General features: G+C 70.5%; 17 protein-coding genes. 14 read left to right on the forward strand and 3 right to left on the reverse strand.

Going from position 1 to position 17,911, the window contains the following annotated elements; all coding sequences use genetic code 11:
• Positions 1-27 precede the first annotated feature (27 nt).
• The 12 genes from BLW75_RS28060 to fabD are packed head-to-tail and all read left to right on the forward strand — an operon-like array spanning position 28 to position 11,397.
• Positions 28-357: a TcmI family type II polyketide cyclase gene (locus tag BLW75_RS28060; protein WP_034310249.1), complete on the forward strand. Its 330-nt coding sequence runs from the start codon at positions 28-30 to the stop codon at positions 355-357.
• A complete protein-coding gene (locus BLW75_RS28065; RefSeq protein ID WP_034310251.1) occupies positions 354-1,625 on the forward strand; it encodes a beta-ketoacyl-[acyl-carrier-protein] synthase family protein in 1,272 nt (423 codons plus the stop codon). Before BLW75_RS28060 ends, BLW75_RS28065 begins: the two co-directional genes overlap by 4 nt.
• Complete coding sequence (locus BLW75_RS28070; protein ID WP_034310253.1) at positions 1,622-2,842, forward strand: ketosynthase chain-length factor; 1,221 nt, start codon at positions 1,622-1,624, stop codon at positions 2,840-2,842. The genes BLW75_RS28065 and BLW75_RS28070 overlap by 4 nt, the downstream gene beginning before the upstream one ends.
• Positions 2,843-2,868: 26 nt before the next feature.
• Positions 2,869-3,138, forward strand: a complete 270-nt coding sequence (locus tag BLW75_RS28075) for an acyl carrier protein (protein ID WP_034310255.1) — start codon at positions 2,869-2,871, stop codon at positions 3,136-3,138.
• Positions 3,139-3,157: 19 nt separating this feature from the next.
• Positions 3,158-3,940 (forward strand): 3-oxoacyl-ACP reductase FabG, encoded by a 783-nt coding sequence (gene fabG / locus BLW75_RS28080; RefSeq protein WP_034310257.1) that lies wholly within the window; start codon positions 3,158-3,160, stop codon positions 3,938-3,940.
• A gap of 27 nt (positions 3,941-3,967) precedes the next feature.
• On the forward strand, positions 3,968-4,912 hold the full coding sequence (locus BLW75_RS28085) for an aromatase/cyclase (RefSeq protein WP_034310260.1): 945 nt from the start codon (positions 3,968-3,970) through the stop codon (positions 4,910-4,912).
• Positions 4,909-6,375, forward strand: a complete 1,467-nt coding sequence (locus tag BLW75_RS28090) for an FAD-dependent monooxygenase (protein ID WP_091598476.1) — start codon at positions 4,909-4,911, stop codon at positions 6,373-6,375. The genes BLW75_RS28085 and BLW75_RS28090 overlap by 4 nt, the downstream gene beginning before the upstream one ends.
• Entirely contained in the window at positions 6,372-7,529 is a 1,158-nt protein-coding gene (locus BLW75_RS28095; protein ID WP_034310261.1) for a nucleotide disphospho-sugar-binding domain-containing protein, read from the forward strand. Before BLW75_RS28090 ends, BLW75_RS28095 begins: the two co-directional genes overlap by 4 nt.
• 25 nt (positions 7,530-7,554) lie before the next feature.
• The gene (locus BLW75_RS28100) at positions 7,555-8,265 is read left to right on the forward strand and encodes a class I SAM-dependent DNA methyltransferase (RefSeq protein ID WP_034310263.1); all 711 of its coding nucleotides are present in this window, start codon (positions 7,555-7,557) and stop codon (positions 8,263-8,265) included.
• A gap of 29 nt (positions 8,266-8,294) precedes the next feature.
• Positions 8,295-9,239 carry an NAD-dependent epimerase/dehydratase family protein gene (locus BLW75_RS28105; RefSeq protein ID WP_034310265.1) on the forward strand — a complete coding sequence of 315 codons (945 nt, stop codon included), beginning with the start codon at positions 8,295-8,297 and terminating at the stop codon, positions 9,237-9,239.
• Between the two features lie 35 nt (positions 9,240-9,274).
• Positions 9,275-10,438: a nucleotide disphospho-sugar-binding domain-containing protein gene (locus BLW75_RS28110; RefSeq protein ID WP_091598479.1), complete on the forward strand. Its 1,164-nt coding sequence runs from the start codon at positions 9,275-9,277 to the stop codon at positions 10,436-10,438.
• The gene (fabD, locus tag BLW75_RS28115; protein WP_034310267.1) at positions 10,438-11,397 is read left to right on the forward strand and encodes an ACP S-malonyltransferase; all 960 of its coding nucleotides are present in this window, start codon (positions 10,438-10,440) and stop codon (positions 11,395-11,397) included. The genes BLW75_RS28110 and fabD overlap by 1 nt, the downstream gene beginning before the upstream one ends.
• A gap of 27 nt (positions 11,398-11,424) precedes the next feature.
• On the opposite strand, the gene BLW75_RS28120 is transcribed toward fabD, so the two are convergent.
• Together BLW75_RS28120 and BLW75_RS28125 are read right to left on the reverse strand one after the other, a co-directional pair.
• The gene (locus BLW75_RS28120; RefSeq protein WP_034310269.1) at positions 11,425-12,243 is read right to left on the reverse strand and encodes an NAD(P)H-binding protein; all 819 of its coding nucleotides are present in this window, start codon (positions 12,241-12,243) and stop codon (positions 11,425-11,427) included.
• Between the two features lie 137 nt (positions 12,244-12,380).
• Positions 12,381-15,503 (reverse strand): ATP-binding protein, encoded by a 3,123-nt coding sequence (locus BLW75_RS28125; protein ID WP_241783514.1) that lies wholly within the window; start codon positions 15,501-15,503, stop codon positions 12,381-12,383.
• A gap of 91 nt (positions 15,504-15,594) precedes the next feature.
• Here BLW75_RS28125 and BLW75_RS28130 point away from each other — a divergent pair, with 91 nt between their 5' ends.
• The gene (locus BLW75_RS28130) at positions 15,595-16,377 is read left to right on the forward strand and encodes a GntR family transcriptional regulator (RefSeq protein WP_034310271.1); all 783 of its coding nucleotides are present in this window, start codon (positions 15,595-15,597) and stop codon (positions 16,375-16,377) included.
• Between the two features lies 1 nt (position 16,378).
• Positions 16,379-17,371, forward strand: coding sequence for a dTDP-glucose 4,6-dehydratase (gene rfbB, locus BLW75_RS28135; RefSeq protein ID WP_034310274.1), 993 nt, complete (start codon positions 16,379-16,381; stop codon positions 17,369-17,371).
• Positions 17,372-17,416: 45 nt separating this feature from the next.
• Here the strand turns inward: rfbB and BLW75_RS28140 are convergent, their stop codons facing one another.
• Positions 17,417-17,785 carry a hypothetical protein gene (locus BLW75_RS28140; protein WP_034310277.1) on the reverse strand — a complete coding sequence of 123 codons (369 nt, stop codon included), beginning with the start codon at positions 17,783-17,785 and terminating at the stop codon, positions 17,417-17,419.
• Positions 17,786-17,911: the final 126 nt, after the last annotated feature.

Genomic DNA, 17,911 nt, shown 5'->3' on the forward strand with positions numbered 1-17,911 from the left:
CGAAGGGCAATCCACAGGAGGGAATTCATGTTCAGCACGTTGATCGTGGCCAGGATGGCGTCCGGCTCCGGAGAGGCCGTCGCGGATCTGTTCGGCGAGTTCGACCGGACCGAGCTGCCAGGCCTGATGGGCACGCGGCGCAGACAGCTGTTCTCCTATGCCGGACTGTACTTCCACCTCCAGGACTTCGAGTCCGACGAGGGCGCCGAAACCATCGAGAAGGCGAAGGAACATCCGCTCTTCCGCGGGATCAGCGCGGATCTGCGACCCCATATCCAGGCGTACGACCCGGAGACCTGGCGCAGTCCCGCCGATGCCATGGCGACCCGCTTCTACCACTGGCAGGCCGGCTCGTGAGCGGGCATCGGGTGGCGATCACCGGGGTCGGCGTGCTGGCTCCGGGCGGGGTGGGCGCCAAGTCCTTCTGGAGCCTGCTCAGTGACGGCCGGACCGCCACCAGGGCGATCAGCTTCTTCGACGCCTCGGCCTACCGCTCGCGGATCGCCGCCGAGGTGGACTTCGATCCCGCCGAACACGGGCTGAGCAGTCAGGAGATCCGGCGGATGGACCGGGCCGCGCAGTTCGCCGTGGTCGCCGCGAGGGAGGCGCTGGCCGACAGCGGACTGGAGCCCGCCGAGCTCGACCCCACCCGGACCGGGGTGACCGTGGGCAGCGCGGTCGGCGCGACCATGGCGCTGGAGGCCGAATACCGCGTCGTCAGCGACGACGGGCGGCTGGACACCGTGGACCACCGGTACGCGGTGCCGCAGCTCTACGACCACCTGGTTCCGAGCTCCTTCGCCACCGAGGTGGCCTGGGCGGTGGGCGCGGAAGGACCGGCCGCGGTGATCTCGACCGGGTGCACGTCCGGGCTCGACGCAGTCGGGCATGCCTGCGAACTGATCCGCGAGGGCAGCGCGGAGGTGATGGTCGCCGGGGCGACCGACGCGCCGATCTCGCCGATCACCGTGGCCTGTTTCGACGCCATCAAGGCCACCTCGCCGCGCAACGACGACGCCGAACACGCGTCGCGGCCGTTCGATCGCACCCGCAACGGGTTCGTGCTCGGCGAAGGCAGCGCGGTGTTCGTGCTGGAGCGGCTGGACCACGCACGACGGCGCAATGCCCGCGTCTACGCCGAAATCGCCGGGTTCGCCTCGCGCAGCAACGCCTTCCACATGACCGGTCTGCGCCCTGACGGCAACGAGATGGCGGAGGCGATCCGGACCGCGCTGGACGAGGCGCGGCTCGATCCGGACCAGGTCGACTACGTCAACGCGCACGGCTCCGGCACCCAGCAGAACGACATCCACGAGACCGCGGCGGTCAAGCAGGTCCTCGGTGAGCACGCCTATCGCACGCCGATGAGTTCGATCAAATCGATGGTCGGGCATTCGCTCGGCGCGATCGGTTCGATCGAGATCGCGGCCTCGGTGCTGGCCATCGAGAACGGCGTGGTGCCGCCGACGGCGAATCTGACCGAACCGGATCCGCGCTGCGACCTCGACTACGTGCCACTGACCGCCCGCGAGTGGGCGACCGACGTCGTGCTCACCGTGGGCAGCGGGTTCGGTGGGTTCCAGAGCGCGATGGTGCTGGCCAAACCGGGGAGCGGGGCACGATGAGCACGAAGACCGCCGTCGCGGTGACCGGTATCGGCGTGACCGCGCCGAACGGCCTCGGCCTCGACGACTTCTGGGCGGCCACCCGCCGGGGCGAGGCGGGTATCGGGCCGATCACCAGGTTCGACGCCGCCTCCTATCCGGCCAAGCTGGCCGGCGAGGTACCCGGTTTCGACCCGGCCGAACATCTGCCGAACCGGCTGATGCCGCAGACCGATCACATGACCCGGCTCGCGCTCGTCGCCGCGGACTGGGCGGTCGAGGACGCCGGAGTACGACCGTCCGAATTGGACGCGTTCGACATGGGCGTGATCACTTCGGCCGCGGCGGGCGGCTTCGAGTTCGGTCAGCGTGAGCTGAAGAACCTGTGGGCCAAGGGGAACCAGTATGTCAGCGCGTACCAGTCCTTCGCCTGGTTCTACGCGGTGAACTCCGGGCAGATCTCCATCCGCCAGGGGATGAAGGGGCCCAGCGGTGTGCTGGTCTCCGATCACTGCGGCGGGCTCGACGCGCTGGCACAGGCGCGGCGGCAGATCCGCAAGGGCACGCGGCTGGTGCTCTCCGGCGGGGTGGACGGTGCGCTCTGCCCGTGGGGCTGGGTGGCCCAGCAGGCAGGTGGGCGGCTGAGTGCCGGCGACGACCCGGAAACGGCCTACCAGCCCTTCGGGGCCGGGGCCAAGGGGTACGTGCCGGGTGAGGGCGGGGCGATCCTGGTGCTGGAGGACCCGGAATCGGCCCGCGCCCGCGGTGCCCGGAGCTACGGCGAGATCTGCGGCTACGGCGCGACGCTGGACCCGAAGCCCGGCCGGGGCCGGGAGCCCGGCTTGGAACGGGCGATCAGGCTGGCGCTGGCCGACGCCGGGCTGACCCCGGACCGGATCGACGTGGTCTTCGCCGACGCGGCCGCGGATCCCGAACTGGACCGGGTGGAGGCCGAGGCCATCACCGCGGTGTTCGGCGCGGGCGGGGTCCCGGTGACCACGCCCAAGACGCTGACCGGACGGCTGACCGCGGGGGGCGGCGCGCTCGACGTGACCGCCGCGCTGCTGTCCATTCGCGACGGAGTGATCCCGCCGATGACCAAGGCGCGGCCACCGTCGCGCCACGAACTCGACCTGGTGACCGGCGAGCGGCGGGAGGCGGAGGTCCGCGCGGCGCTGGTGCTCGCACGCGGGCATGGCGGTTTCAACGCCGCGATGGTCGTGCGCGGTGAGGGATGACGGTTCTTCCGAGGAAGGGAAATGTTTTGTCCGCGACAGAATTGACCATCGACGACCTGCGACGGATCCTGCGCGACGCGGCGGGTGAAGACGAAAGTGTCGATCTCGACGGTGAAATCGCCGAAGTGCCCTTCGAGGAACTCGGTTACGAATCGCTGGCCCTGCTGGAAACCACCACGCGGATCGAGCGTGAGTTCGGTATCCGGCTCGACGACTCCACCGTCGCCGAGGCCAGGACGCCCGCCGCACTGCTGGCGCTGGTGAACGACCAGCTCGGCCGCGCCGCGGCCGTCTGACCGGACGAAAGGGAACACCATGACGGACGGGAAGCGCGTGGCCCTGATCACCGGCGGTTCCAGCGGCATCGGCCTGGCGGTCGGCGAACTGCTGGCCGCACAGGGGCACCGGGTCTTCCTCTGCGCGCGAGACGCGCAGAAGCTGAAGTCCGCGGTCGAACGACTGCGGGAGAGCGGCTACGACGCGGACGGGACCACTTGTGACGTCACCGATCTCGCGCAGATCGAGGCGCTCGTGAGGGCCGCCGTCGACCGCTACGGGCCGATCGACGTACTGGTGAACAACGCCGGGCGCAGCGGTGGCGGGGTGACCGCGGACCTGACCGACGAGCTCTGGGCCGACGTGATCAGCACCAACCTCACCAGCGTCTTCCAGGTGAGCAGGACGGTGCTCAACACGGGCGGCATGCGCCACCGCGACCGCGGACGGATCATCAACATCGCTTCCACCGCGGGGAAACAGGGAGTGGTGCTGGCCGCGCCGTACTCGGCCTCGAAGCACGGAGTCGTCGGGTTCACCAAATCACTGGGCAACGAATTGGCCGGCACCGGGATCACGGTGAACGCCGTCTGCCCCGGTTACGTGGAAACCCCGATGGCCCAACGGGTCCGGCAGGGTTACGCGGCCGCGTGGAACTCCACCGAGGACGACATCCTGCGGCGATTCCAAGCCAAGATCCCGCTCGGCCGCTACTCGACGCCGGAAGAGGTGGCCGGCCTGGTCGGCTACCTGGCGTCGGACACGGCCGCGTCGATCACCGCACAGGCCATCAACGTCTGCGGTGGGCTCGGCAACTTCTGAGCCGCCCGCCGAAAACGAGGAGACAGCATGACGAACCGGGAAGTGCGGCACGAGATCACCGTGGCCGCGGCGCCGGAGACGATCTATCGACTGCTCGCCGACGTGGAGCACTGGCCCACCCTGTTCCCGCCCACCGTGCACGTCGACGTGGTGGAGCGCGGTGGATCGAGCGAACGCATCCGGATCTGGGCCACCGCCAACGGTGAGCCCAAGAGCTGGACGTCCCGGCGCGAACTCGATCCGGCCGGGTGGCGGATCGACTTCCGGCAGGAGATCTCCTCGCCGCCGGTGGCGAGGATGGGCGGCGCGTGGCTGCTCGAACCCGCGGCGGACGGACAGACCATCGTGGGGCTGCTGCACGACTACCGCGCCGTGGACGACGACCCCGCGAAACTGCGCTGGATCGACGACGCGGTGGACCGTAACAGCCGGGCGGAACTGGCCGCGCTCAAACAGAACGCCGAGCTGATCGCCGGCGCCGACGAGCGGCTGTTTTCGTTCACCGACAGCGTGGACATCGAGGGCGACGCGAAGGACGTGTACGGGTTCCTCAACGACGCCGGGCGCTGGCCGGACCGGCTTCCGCACGTCGGCCGGGTGGTGCTCACCGAGGAGGTGCCCGGACTGCAGGTGCTGGAGATGGACACCCGCACCAAAGACGGATCCGTCCACACCACCCGCTCGGTCCGGGTGGGCTTCCCCGATCACACGCTGGTCTACAAGCAGACCACGTTGCCGCCGTTGATGAGTCTCCACACCGGACGCTGGACACTCGGCCCGTCGGCCACCGGCTGCACCGTGAGTTCCCAGCACACCGTCGTGATCAACACCGAGAACATCGCGTCGGTACTCGGCCCGCACGCGGGGACGGCCGAGGCGAAGGAATTCGTCCGCACGGCGTTGAGTGCCAACAGTCTCGCGACACTGGGCCATGCCAAGGACTACGCCGAGCGGTTGCGCGGCGACCGATGAGCGGAAAGCCGGGGAACGACGCGGACGTGCTCGTGGTCGGCGCCGGGCCGGTGGGCCTGTTGCTGGCAGGCGAGCTGCGGCTGGGTGGTGCCTCGGTGCTCGTGGTGGACCGGCTTCCCTCGCCCACCACCGAATCCCGTGCCTCCACGGTGCACGCCCGCACCATGGAACTGCTGGCATTGCGCGGGTTGTCCGGCCGGTTCGGCACCCCGGAAAACCTGCCGAAGGGGCATTTCGGCGGTCTGCCGCTGGATCTGGGGAGAGTGCGGAGCCGGTACCCCGGCCAGTGGAAGATCCCCCAGGCCGCGATCGAGCGGGTGCTCGCGGAATGGGCGACCGGAGCGGGCGCGCGATTGTGGCGCGGCCATGAGCTCACCGGTCTTCGTGACGACGGCGATCGGGTCGAAGCGCGGATCTCCGGGCCGGGCGGCCCGCTTCGCGTGCGCGCGAAGGCGCTGGTCGGCTGTGACGGTGAGAACGGCGTGGTGGGCTCGCTGGCCGGATTCGAGTTCACCGGCCCGGCCGCGGGACGCGAGATCTTCCGCGCGGACCTGACCGGGATCACCGTGCCGGATCGGCGATTCGAGCGGCACGAACGAGGGCTGGCGATCGCGTCCACCCGGGACGGGATCACCCGGGTGATGGTCCACGAGTACGGCCGGAAGCCCGGCGGCAGCGCCGATCCCGGGTTCCCGGCCGTGGCCGCCGCCTGGCGCAGGGTGACCGGGGAGGACATCGGGGGCGGCGAACCGTTGTGGGTCAACGCTTTCGGTGATGCGCGACGGCAAGCCACCCGCTACCGCCGGGGACGAGTGCTGCTCGCGGGTGACGCCGCGCACCAGCAGATGCCGGTGGGCGGCCAGGCGCTGAATCTCGGTCTGCAGGACGCGATGAACCTGGGCTGGAAGCTCGCGGCGTGGGTGCGGGGCCGGGCACCCGAGCGGGTGCTCGACACCTACGACCGGGAACGGCGGCCGGTCGGCGCGCGGACACTGGCCAATATCGGCGCACAGGCCATGTTGCTGCTCGGGGGGTCCGAAGTGGACCCACTGCGGGCGGTACTGGCCGAACTGCTGGAACTCCCGGGCACCGCCCCGCTGCTGGCCGGGGCGATCAGCGGGCTGGACGTCCGCTATCCCGTCGGTGACGGCGACCATCCGCTGCTCGGCCGCCCGGTGCCGGTCGTGGATGCCGAGCCGATCCGGTCCGGCCGCGCGGTGCTGCTGTCGGCTCCGGGTACCGCGCGGGCGGACGTCTTCCGTGCCACCGCCGCGTCGTGGGCGGATCGGGTCGCGACAGCCGAAGCGCGGGTCGACGGGGTCGACGAAGCCGTGCTGATCCGGCCCGACGGGCGAGTGATCTGGGCCGACGAGGGACCGGTCGAACTGGAGCAGGCCCTGTCCCACTGGTTCGGTCCGGCCGGAGCGAACCACACCGAGCGAAACCACCGAGGAGTGCGATGAAGATCCTGTTCATTCCCGCCGGAAGCCAGGCCACCATTTTCTCCTTCGTGCCGTTGGCCATGGCCGCGCGCAACGCGGGCCACGAGGTCTTCATGACCGCGACCGAGGACCTCGTCCCCGCCGTCGTGAGCGTCGGCCTGCCCGCATACCCGGTGAGTTCCTTGCCGTTCAACTACTTCATCGGCAAGGACCGGGCGGGGCAGCCCGTCGAGATCCCGCGTGAACCGGCCGCGCAGATGCGCGCGATCGGCGCCGGCTTCGCCAGGATGGGCGCGGTCACCCTGGACGCCCTGATCGAGCTGGCCCAGGACTGGCGCCCCGACCTGATCGTGGGCGGCCCGATCTCCTACGCCGCGCCCCTCCTCGCCGCCTACCTCGATGTGCCGTTCCTGGTGCAGGCCTACGACATCAACGACATGAACTCCGGCAGCGATCCCGGCGCGCTGGAAGAGCTCCAGCCCGAGCTGAACCGCCTGAAACTGGACAGGATTCCCGATCCGGTGGCCTTCCTGGACGTCTGCCCGCCGAGCCTGCGGCCCGAAGGTGCCACGCCGACCGAGCAGATGCGGTGGATTCCCGGCAACAAGCAACGCCGCCTGGAGCGCTGGATGTACACCCGTGGCGAGCGGCGCCGGGTCTGTGTGACGCTCGGGAACCGGGTCGGCCTGGCCCACGACATCGACTTCGTGCGCCGTCTCGCCGAAGACGTCTCCGCGCTCGACGTGGAGGTGGTGATCCCCGTCCCGGAGAGCAGCGAGGCGGAACTCCACGAGGCGCTCGGTGACGAGGTGCGGGTCGGCTGGATCCCGCTGGACGTGGTCGCGCCGACCTGTTCGCTGATCGTGCACCACGGCGGCGGGGTGACCGGCATGACCGCGATGAACGCAGGGGTGCCGCAGCTGATCCTGCCGGTGGTGGCCTACTCGACGTTGTCCGCGCGCCGGATCGCGGCCTTCGGCGCGGCCGACGTCCTCCTGCCGGGCGAGGCCACTCCGGAGAACATCGTCCGCTCCTCCCGGCAGCTGCTGTCCACACCGTCCTATTCGGACAGGTCGGCGCAGCTGTCCAAGGAGATCGCCGCCCTGCCGGGGCCCGCCGAACTGGTCGCGGTGCTCGAACGGGTGGCCGCGGGCACCTACCGCGCGCCCGCTTGAACCGACCCGAGATAGGAGTGCGCCGATGTACGGAACCGAAGCGGCGGAGGTCTACGACCTGCTGCACCGGGCCAGGGGCAAGAACTTCGAGGACGAGGCGGAGGCGGTGCTGGAACTGGCTCTCGGGCGGCGGCCTGCCGCGGATTCGCTGCTGGACGTCGCCTGCGGGACCGGCGCGCATCTCCGGGTCTTCGGCAAACGCTTCGACCAGGTCGCGGGTGTGGACCTGTCCGCGGCGATGCTGGAGCTCGCGGGCGCCCGGCTGCCGGAGGCGGAGCTGACCCAGGCGGATATGCGGGACTTCTCGCTCGGCAGGCGATTCGACGTGATCACCTGCCTCTTCTGCTCGATCGCTTATGTCCGCTCGACCGGGGAGCTGGAGCAGGCCCTGCGCGGTTTCGCGCGGCATCTCACCCCCGGCGGGGTGACGGTGGTCGAACCGTGGTGGTTCCCCGAGCGGTTCACGCCCGGCTATATCGCGGCCGACGTGGTACGGGAAGGCGGGCGCACCGTGAGCCGGGTGTCGCACGCCTCGCGTATCCCGGCCGGATCGCGGATGGAAGTCCACTACCTGGTGGCCGAAGAGGACTCGGGCGTGCGGCATTTCCGGGAAGAGCACCTCTACTCGCTGTTCTCCCGGCAGGAGTACGAAGCCGCCTTCGACCGCGCCGGGTTCGACGTGGAGTACGTGCCGGACGCGGGGCGCGGCCTGTTCACCGGTGTGCTGCGGGGCTGACCGGACGTGGATTCGTCTAGGGGGATGCGTTGACTGAAAAGGGAAATGTAGTCGTACTGGGTGGCACCGGCTTTGTCGGCGAACATGTCTGCGAGGCTTTCGCGCGGCAGGGTCACGAGGTGGTCGCCGTGGCGCGGTCGGCACCGGAGAGGGGCCGCTTCCTCTCGCTCGATCTGACCACCGTGTCCGCCGGAGAGCTCGCCACGAGGCTGAGCGAAACGGCACCGGCGATCGTGGTGAACGCCATCGGCAGTATCTGGGGCGGTTCCGCGGAGGACATGGTCGAACGCTGCCTGACCCCGACGCGGCGGCTGCTGGACGCACTGGCGCTGATGCCGGGCCTGCCACGGCTGGTACACCTCGGTTCGGTGCTCGAACACACCCCGGCCCGGCCTCCGGGAAGCACCGGGCCGGTACCCGCGCAGTACGCCTACGGGCGGGCGAAGGCGGAGGCCACGCGGCTGGTCCTCGAAGCCACCGCCGCCGGCGGGGTGGACGGCACGGTGCTGCGCGTCGCCAACGTCGCCGGGCCCGGTTCGCCGGAGGTCAGCCTGCTCGGCCGGGTGGCGAGGGAGCTGGCGGCGTCCGCCGCGGCGGATCGCGGCGCGGTGGTGAAATTGTCACTGCTCAAGGCCTATCGCGACTACGTCGACGTTCGGGACGTGGCGGAAGCCGTCGTGGCCACCGCCGCGGCGCCGGTGAGCGGGGAGGCCTTCGACATCGGCCGGGGGCACGCCGTGCCGGTGCGCCTGCTGGTGAACCTGCTCATCGAAGCCAGCGGGGTCCGCACCCGGCTGATCGAGCAAGCGGACCGTCCGGCCGCGCGTGCCTGGCACGACTGGATCGAGGTGGACACCGGCCCGGCGCAGCGCCGCCTCGGCTGGCGGCCCCGCCGGTCTCTGCGCGAATCGGTCGACGATTTCTGGGAGCACACCTCCGGTCGCCCACGAGCGGCCCTCGCCCCGGTCCACTGACCGGATTCCTCGCACACCAAGAGAAAGGCACGCTCATGCGGTTCCTCTACACCATGCTGCCCGGGATCTCCCATCTGTTCCCGCTCGTTCCGCTCGCCCAGGCGATGCAGGCCGAAGGACACGAGGTCCTGGTGGCCACCAACGGCCCGGCGGTCAAGGCCGCGATCAACGCGGGACTGCCCGCGTTCGAGGTCGCGCCGGGGCAGGACGTGGACGAGCCGGGTCTGCGGCTGGGTGAGAGGCTGGCCAAAGGCGGGCTGACCGACGAAGAGGCCTTCGCCGCGGTCGGGGCGACCTTCGCGGAAATGGGCGGGATCATGCTCGACGGCCTGGTCGACGCCGCGACCCGCTGGCGCGCCGACGCGGTGGTGTACATGCCGATCTGCTTCGCCGGTCTCGCCGCCGCCAGGCTCGCCGGGGCCAAGGCGGTGGTGCACGGGATCGGTCACCGCAACCCGCTGCTGTGGGCGTTGTCCGCGATGGACCCGGTGGCGCGGGCCCGCGGGGTGGACGACCTGCTCGACGGCGCCGACGTCGAGATCAACATCAGCCCGAGCTCGCTGGAGAAGTTCAATCCGGATCTGCCGGAGAAGCCGATCGCCACCGCCATGGTGGATCTGCGGCATGCCCCGTACAACGGTGGCGCCGAGTTGCCGCCGTGGGCACTGGGCGAACCCGACCGGCCGAGGGTGATCGCCACGCTGGGGTCGTCCGGGGTGACGGTCGGCGGCGGTGAACTGCTCACGGAGGTGGTGGCCGCCACCGCGGACATGGACGTGGAGCTGTTGCTGACGTCCGGAGGTGCCACGCTGACCGCGCTGGAGGCGCTGCCGGAGGCGAGCCGGGCGCACGTCCGGGTGGTCGAATGGCTTCCGCTGCGATCGATCCTGCCGAGTTGTTCGGCGATCGTGCACCACGCCGGGTCCGGGTCGATGTTCTCCGCCTACGCCGCGGGAGTGCCGCAGATCGGCATCCCGCACATCGGGAACGCCTCGGTCAACGCGGAGATCGCGGCGAAGCGCGGGGCGGGGCTGGTCGTTCCCCCGGCGGAGGCCACCGGCGAGGTGGTCCGCGAGGCGCTCGGCGAGATCTTGGGTGGGGCCTCGTACCGGATCGCCGCGCAGGAGGTCGCCACCGAGATGGCGGGGATGCCGCGCAGCTCCGAGGTCTCCGCGCGGCTGACCGAACTGCTGCGCTGATGGTCGCCGACGGCACGGCTTTCGTCTTCCCGGGACAAGGGGCGCAACGGGTCGGCATGGGAGCCGATCTGCTGCGCGCCGAACCGCGACTGGTCGGCGCGGTGTTCGAGGAGGCGGACGAGGTGCTCGGGCTGCCCCTGTCCCGATGGTGCCTGCGAGGGCCTGCCGAGAGGCTCGACGGAACGGCGGTCACCCAGCCCGCGGTCCTGGTGACCAGCGTCGCCGCGCTGACCGTGCTGCGGGCCCGAGGGGTCCGGCCGGATGTGGTGGCGGGGCACAGTTTCGGCGAGTACGCCGCCTTGGTCTCCGCGGGCGCGCTCGACTGGCGCGATGCGCTGCGCCTGGTCCGGCGGCGCGGCCTGCTGGTGGCCGAGGCGGGCCGTCGCGCGCCCGGCGCGATGCTGGCGGTGGTCGGACTGGATCTCGCCACGGTGGAGAAACTGTGCGCCGAAGTCACCGCGACCGTCGGGGAATCGGTGGAGGTGGCCAACGACAACGAACCGCGGCAGGTGGTGGTCGCGGGCAGGCTGTCCGCGATCGCCGCGATGGAGGAGGCCGCGAAGGCCGCCGGCGCGGGCCGGGTGCGGCGGCTGGGGGTTTCGGCCGCCGTGCACTGCGGCCTGATGGCCGACGCCGAACGCGCGTTCGCCGCGGCGGTGGACGCGACCCCGCCGGCCGCGCCCCGGCTTCCGGTGTTCTCCGGGGTGACGGCCGGCCTGGTCCGCACGGGTGAGGAGGCCGCCGCGGTGTTGCGGCGTCAGCTCACCAGCCGGGTCCGGTGGACCGAGACGGTCAGGGCCGTCGCCGCGGCCGGGGCGGTGCGGTTCGTCGAGGTGGGCAACGGACAGGTGGTCGGCAGGCTGTGCCGCCGGATCATCCCGTCCGCGGCCGTCTTCCACACCAGCACTTCCTGGCAGCTCGCCGACGCGCTGGCGGCCACCGGGGGAGCGGTGGGCTGACCCCGCTTCCCCGGCGGCCCCGCCCGGTCAGCGGAAGGCGTCCACGTGCTCGGCGGCCCACTGGGCGAAGGTCCTTGCCGGGCGGCCGGTGACCTGCTCCACCGTGGGCAGGACGGTGCGGGCCCGTTCCGGGGGATTGGTGCCCAACCGCACGAGGGCCTCGACCTCGTCTTCCGCGAGACCTGATTCGCGCAGCTCACGACGGGCTTCCTCGACTCCCACCTCGATCGTCTTCAAAGGGCGGCCGAGCGCTTCGGAGAGCAGGCGGGCGGTCTCGACCGGAGTGAGCGACTGCGGTCCGGTGATCGTGTAGGCACTGCCGTCGTGCCCGTCTTCGAGGAGCGCGGCCGCGGCCACCGCCGCGATATCGGCTTCGTGCACCATCGCGCTCGGGCAGTGGGCGAAGGGCAACGACACCGGCCGGTCCTCGCGGACCGAAGGCGCCCACTCCAGCATGTTGGACATGAACTCCACCGGCTGCAGATGGGTCCACTCCAGGCCACTGTTCTCGGCGGCGGCCTCGACGGGCCCCGGCTCGAATCCGGTCAGCACGGTCACCCGCCGCACACCCGCCTTCTTGATCAGGCCGAGGACCTGCTCGGCGTTCTCCAGCGGCGCGTAACCCTCCCCGCCGAACGTGATCAGGTGCATCGCCGTGACGCCGTCGAGAGCCGCGGGCAAGGTCTCCGGACGGGTGAGGTCACCCGCGACCACCTGCACGCCTTCCGGCAGCTTGGCGCGCAGCGGATCCCGGGTCATGGCCCGGACTTCGTGGCCACCGTGCACCAACTGGCCGACCAGGTGCCTGCCGACGGTTCCGGTCGCCCCGGTCACGAGAATGGTCATCGCTTCTCCTCCGAACGTAGTCGTGATCCGGCATCGAGCGGATGTTCACCGCTCGCGCCGGGCCTCGGCGGGAAGGCGCCAGAAGCCCGGCTTCACCGCCGCCAGACCGCGTCTGGCGACGTCTGGCGGGACGCGGCTCACAGCTTCCAGGCGATCTCCCTTCCCGGCCGGTAACCACAGTTCGCTCCCGTGTGGACGGACGCGCGGAGGAACTCCGCGGCGGCCGGATGCCGTTCTCCCAGCCGCCGCAGGGAGTCTCGGATCCGGCCGGTCACCGCCTTGCGGGCCCGTTCCGCCTCGTCGCCGAGACGGCGGGGCCTGCCGTGGAGACCGGTGGCCCGGCGAAGCTGGTCGAGCAGGGCCTCACGTTCACGGTCCAGCGCCGCCGCCAGGACGTCGTTCTCCAGCTCGGTCGCCCGTTCGAGTTCGTCGTCGAGCAGGCGCAAACGTTCGCGGAACCGGGTTTTCGACTGTTCGTCGAGGACGGGATCGCCGCCGAGCCCCCGGGCGGCGGTGACGAGTTCGCCGCCTGCCGGGTTGAGCAGCCGCACCGCGGGTACGTCGCTTCCCGGATGCCTGAGCAGGTAGTGCAGATCGCGCAATCCCTTGGCGTCCGGCAAGGTCACGGAGCGGCCGTCGAAGCCGACGGTCCACACGTCGCCGTCGAACCGGAACACGTTCGCGCCACCGGTGGGCGCCGGAGCCTTGATCCGTTCGGCGAAGCCCGTCAGGCCCAGCTCCGCCGCCTCGGCGGTGGCCGTCGCGACCAGCTCCGTCGCGGTGGCCTCGTCCCCTGGTCCGGCTCGGCCGCGCAGCGCGGCGGCGAGCGAGAGCCGGGCTTCCAGCGACCACGGCCGCGCGTGCAGCCGGTCGGCCGCCGCCCTGGCCTGGGTGAACCCGCGGACGGCGTCGTCCCATCGGTGCTCCGACGCGTCGAGTTTGGCCATCCACAAGGAAAAGGGGCCGTCGACCGTGGCTCCGGCGGTGACCGCCCATTGCCCGAGCAGCGGCCGGAGGGTGACGCGGGCGGCCGCGCACAGTCCGGCGTCCCCGGAGGCGGCGGCGGTCTGAGCCTGGAACCGGATCCAGAGCGGGGCGAACCAGCCATGGTGGTGATCCCGCGCCCCTTCGGCGGCGAATTCCTCGAGATACCGCAGGGCGTGGTCGAGCTCGCCCTTCTGGATCGCGGTGGTCGCCTTGATCAACCGCGGATACGGATGGGTGTCGTCGCCCATGTCGGCGAGCAGGCGTTCGGCCTCGTCGAAGCGGCCCTGTGCCAGTTCCAGCGCCCACCGGAGATGCCTGCTGACGCGGATGCTGTTGACGTAGGGCTGGTCACTGCTGGCCATCGCGGCGTCGATGGCGGCGCGGGCCTCGTCGAAGCGTCCGGCGAGCGTCGCGAAGGTGGTCCGGCTCCAGCCCGCTTCGAACCGGAACCAGGCCAGTCCGGAGCGCTCGGCCATGGCGACGAAGCCTTGGTGTTCTTCCCGGCAGCGGGGATCGCCTTGTTCGAGCAAGGCGCCCACCCGCAGCTGCGAGGCCTGGAGTTCGAGGGCGAGGTCACCGGTGCGCCGGGCGAGCACGGTGACCTCCTCGGTGATGGCCAGCCGCTCGGACGCGGTGCCGGGGCCCAGGATGGCGTCGTGCCTGGCGATCAGGCTCTTGGCCAGCGCCTGGTCGTCTTGTCCCGCCCTGGCCGCCGAGGTGGCGTGCGCGCTCAGTTCCCTGGCGGCGCGGTCGAGACCGCCGGGCCCGCCGGCGTCGCCGACGAGTTTGAGGTAGGCCATCGTGACCAGGTCGACCTCGATCTTGTCCTTTCTGGTCGGATGGCTCAGGCCGAGCAGCGTCAGCGCCGCGTCGGCCAGCAATTCGTGTTCGTCCAGCTCCCCGGCGCGGCGTATGACACTCTCGAAGGTGCGCCGTCCGCCCTCGAGTTCGGCGGAGAGGTATTGCGCGGTGCCGAGGTCGAGGGCGATCCGCATCCATTGTCTCGGGTGGCCTTCAGGGAGGGTGTCGAGCGCTCGTTGGTAGTGGCGCGCCGCCTCCTCCCAAGCCAATCTGCGTGACGCGTCTTCCGCGGCGTCGAGAAGGATGCCGACCACTTCGGCCGCGGTCAGCAAGGAGGCGGCCCGAGTGGCGTGCTTGGCCAGATCCGCCGGCATGACCTCTCTGGCCAGTGAAGGACGTTTGCGCAGCCCGCGAATCACCGCGGCATGCAGTTCCCGCCGCGACTTCTCGTCGAGGGAGTCGTAAAGCAGCTCTCGCACCAAATCGTGTGCGAACGCGTGACGGCCTTCGCCGGCGTGCACGATGAGCCGCGCGGAAACCGCCTGGTCCAGTAGAGCGTCCAGCCCCGGCTCCGCCTTCACCGCTTTGAGGAGCTTCCGGGAGAACTCGTGGCCGAGTACCGCGGCCCGGGTCAGCGTTCCGGCCACTTCGGGAGGAAGGGACGCCAGCCGCCGGTCCAGTGCCGCCCGGATTCCCGGCGTCACGCCGGTGAGAAAACCGTTGCTGTGCCAGAGATGCGCCACCTGCTCGATGAAGAAGGGGTTGCCGCCGGTGCGCAGGTGGATTTCCGAAACCGTGGCGGCGTCCGGGGCGCGGCCGGTCGTGCGGGCCACCAGTTCGCTCACCCCGCACTGGTCGAGACCGGCGAGCGGGATCACGGTCGCTCTGGCGACCAGTTCGGACAGCAGCGCGCCGAGCCGGTGTCCCGGCGGCTCGATCTCGGCGTCGCGATAGGTGCCGATCACCAGCACGCGGTAGAGGCCGATGTGCTGGGTGACGAACTGGAGCAGCTTGACCGAAGCACGGTCGGCCCAATGCAGATCCTCCATCACCACCACGACCGGCCGATGTCGTGAGGCCGCGGTCAGCAGAGTCGTGACCGCGTCGTGGAGCCGAAAACCCCGGTCGCCGGCACTCGGCGAGGGATTTTCGCCGAGAAGAGCCGAAAGCGGCTTGAGCACCGCCGCCTCGGTGTCGGCCCATTCCCGGGGGCAGGCACGCCGGTAGCGGCGGATCAGCTGGATCCACGGCCAGTAGTCCGGTGCCCCTTCCTCGCCCCAGCACGCGCTGTCGAGTACGAGCGTCTCAGGGACCGAGGTGCCCTGGACGGCGTGAGTGACCAGCGTCGACTTGCCGATTCCCGCCTCACCCGTGACCAGGACGAGGCCTCCATGGGATTCCCGTACGCGCCGGATCTCCGCGGCCAGCAGTGCGGCGGGGTGCTCGCGTGCGATCGGTTCCGATATCACCACGTTGCGTAGTTTACGTTGTCAACATAAACTTGTGCCCGGTGTCGCCCGAACAGCTCAGCCGACCAGCTGTCGGTCCTGTATCATACAGCTTATGACAGGTTCTCGGTCCGAGCGCCTGATCGGTGAACTGCGGGAACGGATCGCACTGGCCGATTACGGACCTTCCGGAAGTCTCGAGAGCGAAGCGGAATTGGGGCGCCGGTACCAAGTGAGCCGGGTGACGGTGAGGCGCGCTCTGGAGCAGCTTCGCGCGGAAGGGTTGCTGGTCTCCCGCAAGGGAGCGGGCTGGTACGTCGTTTCCGACGCCTCGTTCGGGCAATCGCTCGCGTTGGGCAGTTTCCAGCACGCCGGTTCGGCGGTCGCCGAGGCGGGAGTCCCGCTCGTGCGCACGGTCGCCGAATACGGCTACGCCCCCGCGCCCGGCGGCGTGACGCGGTCGCTGGAGCTGCCCGGCGGCGCGGAAGTGCTGCGTGTTCAGGCGTTGCGGCGGGCCGGGGCGACGCCGCTGGACGTGGTCACCGAATGGGTTCCGCTGGCGCAGGCGGCGCCGATCAGCCGGGCGGAAGCCGAAGATCCGGGTATCTGGGAGGTCCTCCGCCGCCACGGCCACCACATCGCCGTCGTCCGGCAGAGCATCGCCGCCGCGGCCGCCTCGCCGCGCGTCGCGGAACTGCTCGACGTTCCGCCCGCCACCCCCGTGCTGCTGGTCCGCCGGCTCGCGGTGGGGCCGGACGAACGGCCGATCGCCTTGTCCGAGCACCGTTACCTCGGGCACCGGTTCCGGCTGGAGGTCGAGTTCCGCGGCTGGCCCGCCACCGCCGTCGCCGAACCGCCCGGGGTGGCCCCGATCATCCCCACCGAACAGGAAGGCTGACATGCGTCTCCTCGTCACCGGAGCGGCCGGATTCATCGGTTCCCACTTCGTCCGCCACTGGGTACGCGAGCATCCGGACGACAACGTCGTCGCGCTGGACGCGCTGACCTACGCGGGCACCGAAACCAACCTGGCCGACGTGAGCGAACGGATCACCTTCGTGCACGCCGACATCGCCGACGCCGGACAGGTGCTGCGCGAGCACGACATCGAGGTGATCGTCAACTTCGCCGCCGAGTCCCACAACAGTCTCGCGATCCTCGATCCCGGCCGGTTCTTCCGCACCAATGTGCTGGGAACGCAGGCCCTCCTGGAGGCTGCTCGCCAGTCCGGTGTCGGACGCTTCCACCACATCTCCACCTGCGAGGTCTACGGGGATCTCGCGCTGGACGCCGAACAGGCCTTCACGGAGGAGTCGCCGTACCGGCCGCGTACGCCGTACAACGCCAGCAAGGCGGGTGCCGATCACGCCGTCCGCGCCTATCACGAGACCTTCGGGCTGCCGGTCACGATCACCAACTGCGCGAACAACTACGGCTCCCATCAGTTCCCGGAGAAGGTGCTGCCGCTGTTCACCACCCACGCGCTGGACCGCAGGCCGCTGCCCGTCTACGCCTCCAAGGACAACCGTCGCGAATGGATCCACGCCCTGGACCACGTCCGCGCGATCGAAGCGGTGCTCGACCGGGGCCGGATCGGCGAGACCTATCACGTGGGCACCGGAGACGAGGCCAGTGTCGGGCAGATCGCGAACCTGGTGCTGGAGGAACTCGGACTTCCCGCGTCGCTGCAACGGGAAGTGCCAGACCGGCCGGGCCACGACCGCCGCTACCTGCTGGACTCCACCAAGATCCGCCGCGAACTCGGCTGGAAACCCTTGGTGGGCTTCGAGACCGGAATGCGTGAGACCGTCCGCTGGTACGCGGACAATCGTGACTGGTGGGAGCCGCTGCGCGACCGTTCCCCGGTGACCGAGGGCGTTTGGACCGGCTAGGTCTGCTCCTCGCGAGACGTGACGGCCCCGCCGCCGGACGCCGGGTCAGGCGTTCCGGGCCGCCGCTTCCCGCGCCGGGCGGATCCGGCTCAGCTGCAGGAGGCTGAAGCCGAACAGCAGGACACCGAGCGGAACGTGAACCGCGGTGACGTGCGCCAGCCCGAGGAACACCTGTACCAGCGTGAGCCCCAGGAACACGGTCGACGGCAGGATCGGCTTGGGGGAGCCGCCGCCCGGGCGCCACACGAGGATCGCGGTGAGCACGTGCAGCGTCGCGACGATGAACAGCGTGTAGGACGTGGCGCTGTGCAGTGCCTGACCGCTCGGCACGGTCAGCAGGAGACCGGCGGAGATCGGGGTGAGGAAGACGGCCAGGGTCTGCACGGCGATCGCGACGCGCAACGGGGTCGGCATGGGAACTCCTTCGGGTGGAAGTATCACCACGTCGACGAGGGAGCCATCGGAATCGTGACGGCCATGCGCGCGAACGAGCCGACGGCTTGACATGCAGCCGAATGGCTGCCTAATCTGCAAAGGCAG

It is taken from the genome of Amycolatopsis lurida (genome assembly GCF_900105055.1).
Classification (GTDB): domain Bacteria; phylum Actinomycetota; class Actinomycetes; order Mycobacteriales; family Pseudonocardiaceae; genus Amycolatopsis; species Amycolatopsis lurida.

Coding starts and splice junctions, on each gene's coding strand:
- BLW75_RS28060 (WP_034310249.1), top strand. CDS start 28: ATGTTCAGCACGTTGATCGTGGCCAGGATGGCGTCCGGCTCCGGAGAG.
- BLW75_RS28070 (WP_034310253.1), top strand. CDS start 1,622: ATGAGCACGAAGACCGCCGTCGCGGTGACCGGTATCGGCGTGACCGCG.
- fabG (WP_034310257.1), top strand. CDS start 3,158: ATGACGGACGGGAAGCGCGTGGCCCTGATCACCGGCGGTTCCAGCGGC.
- BLW75_RS28085 (WP_034310260.1), top strand. CDS start 3,968: ATGACGAACCGGGAAGTGCGGCACGAGATCACCGTGGCCGCGGCGCCG.
- BLW75_RS28090 (WP_091598476.1), top strand. CDS start 4,909: ATGAGCGGAAAGCCGGGGAACGACGCGGACGTGCTCGTGGTCGGCGCC.
- BLW75_RS28095 (WP_034310261.1), top strand. CDS start 6,372: ATGAAGATCCTGTTCATTCCCGCCGGAAGCCAGGCCACCATTTTCTCC.
- BLW75_RS28100 (WP_034310263.1), top strand. CDS start 7,555: ATGTACGGAACCGAAGCGGCGGAGGTCTACGACCTGCTGCACCGGGCC.
- BLW75_RS28110 (WP_091598479.1), top strand. CDS start 9,275: ATGCGGTTCCTCTACACCATGCTGCCCGGGATCTCCCATCTGTTCCCG.
- fabD (WP_034310267.1), top strand. CDS start 10,438: ATGGTCGCCGACGGCACGGCTTTCGTCTTCCCGGGACAAGGGGCGCAA.
- BLW75_RS28120 (WP_034310269.1), bottom strand. CDS start 12,243: ATGACCATTCTCGTGACCGGGGCGACCGGAACCGTCGGCAGGCACCTG.
- BLW75_RS28130 (WP_034310271.1), top strand. CDS start 15,595: ATGACAGGTTCTCGGTCCGAGCGCCTGATCGGTGAACTGCGGGAACGG.
- rfbB (WP_034310274.1), top strand. CDS start 16,379: ATGCGTCTCCTCGTCACCGGAGCGGCCGGATTCATCGGTTCCCACTTC.
- BLW75_RS28140 (WP_034310277.1), bottom strand. CDS start 17,785: ATGCCGACCCCGTTGCGCGTCGCGATCGCCGTGCAGACCCTGGCCGTC.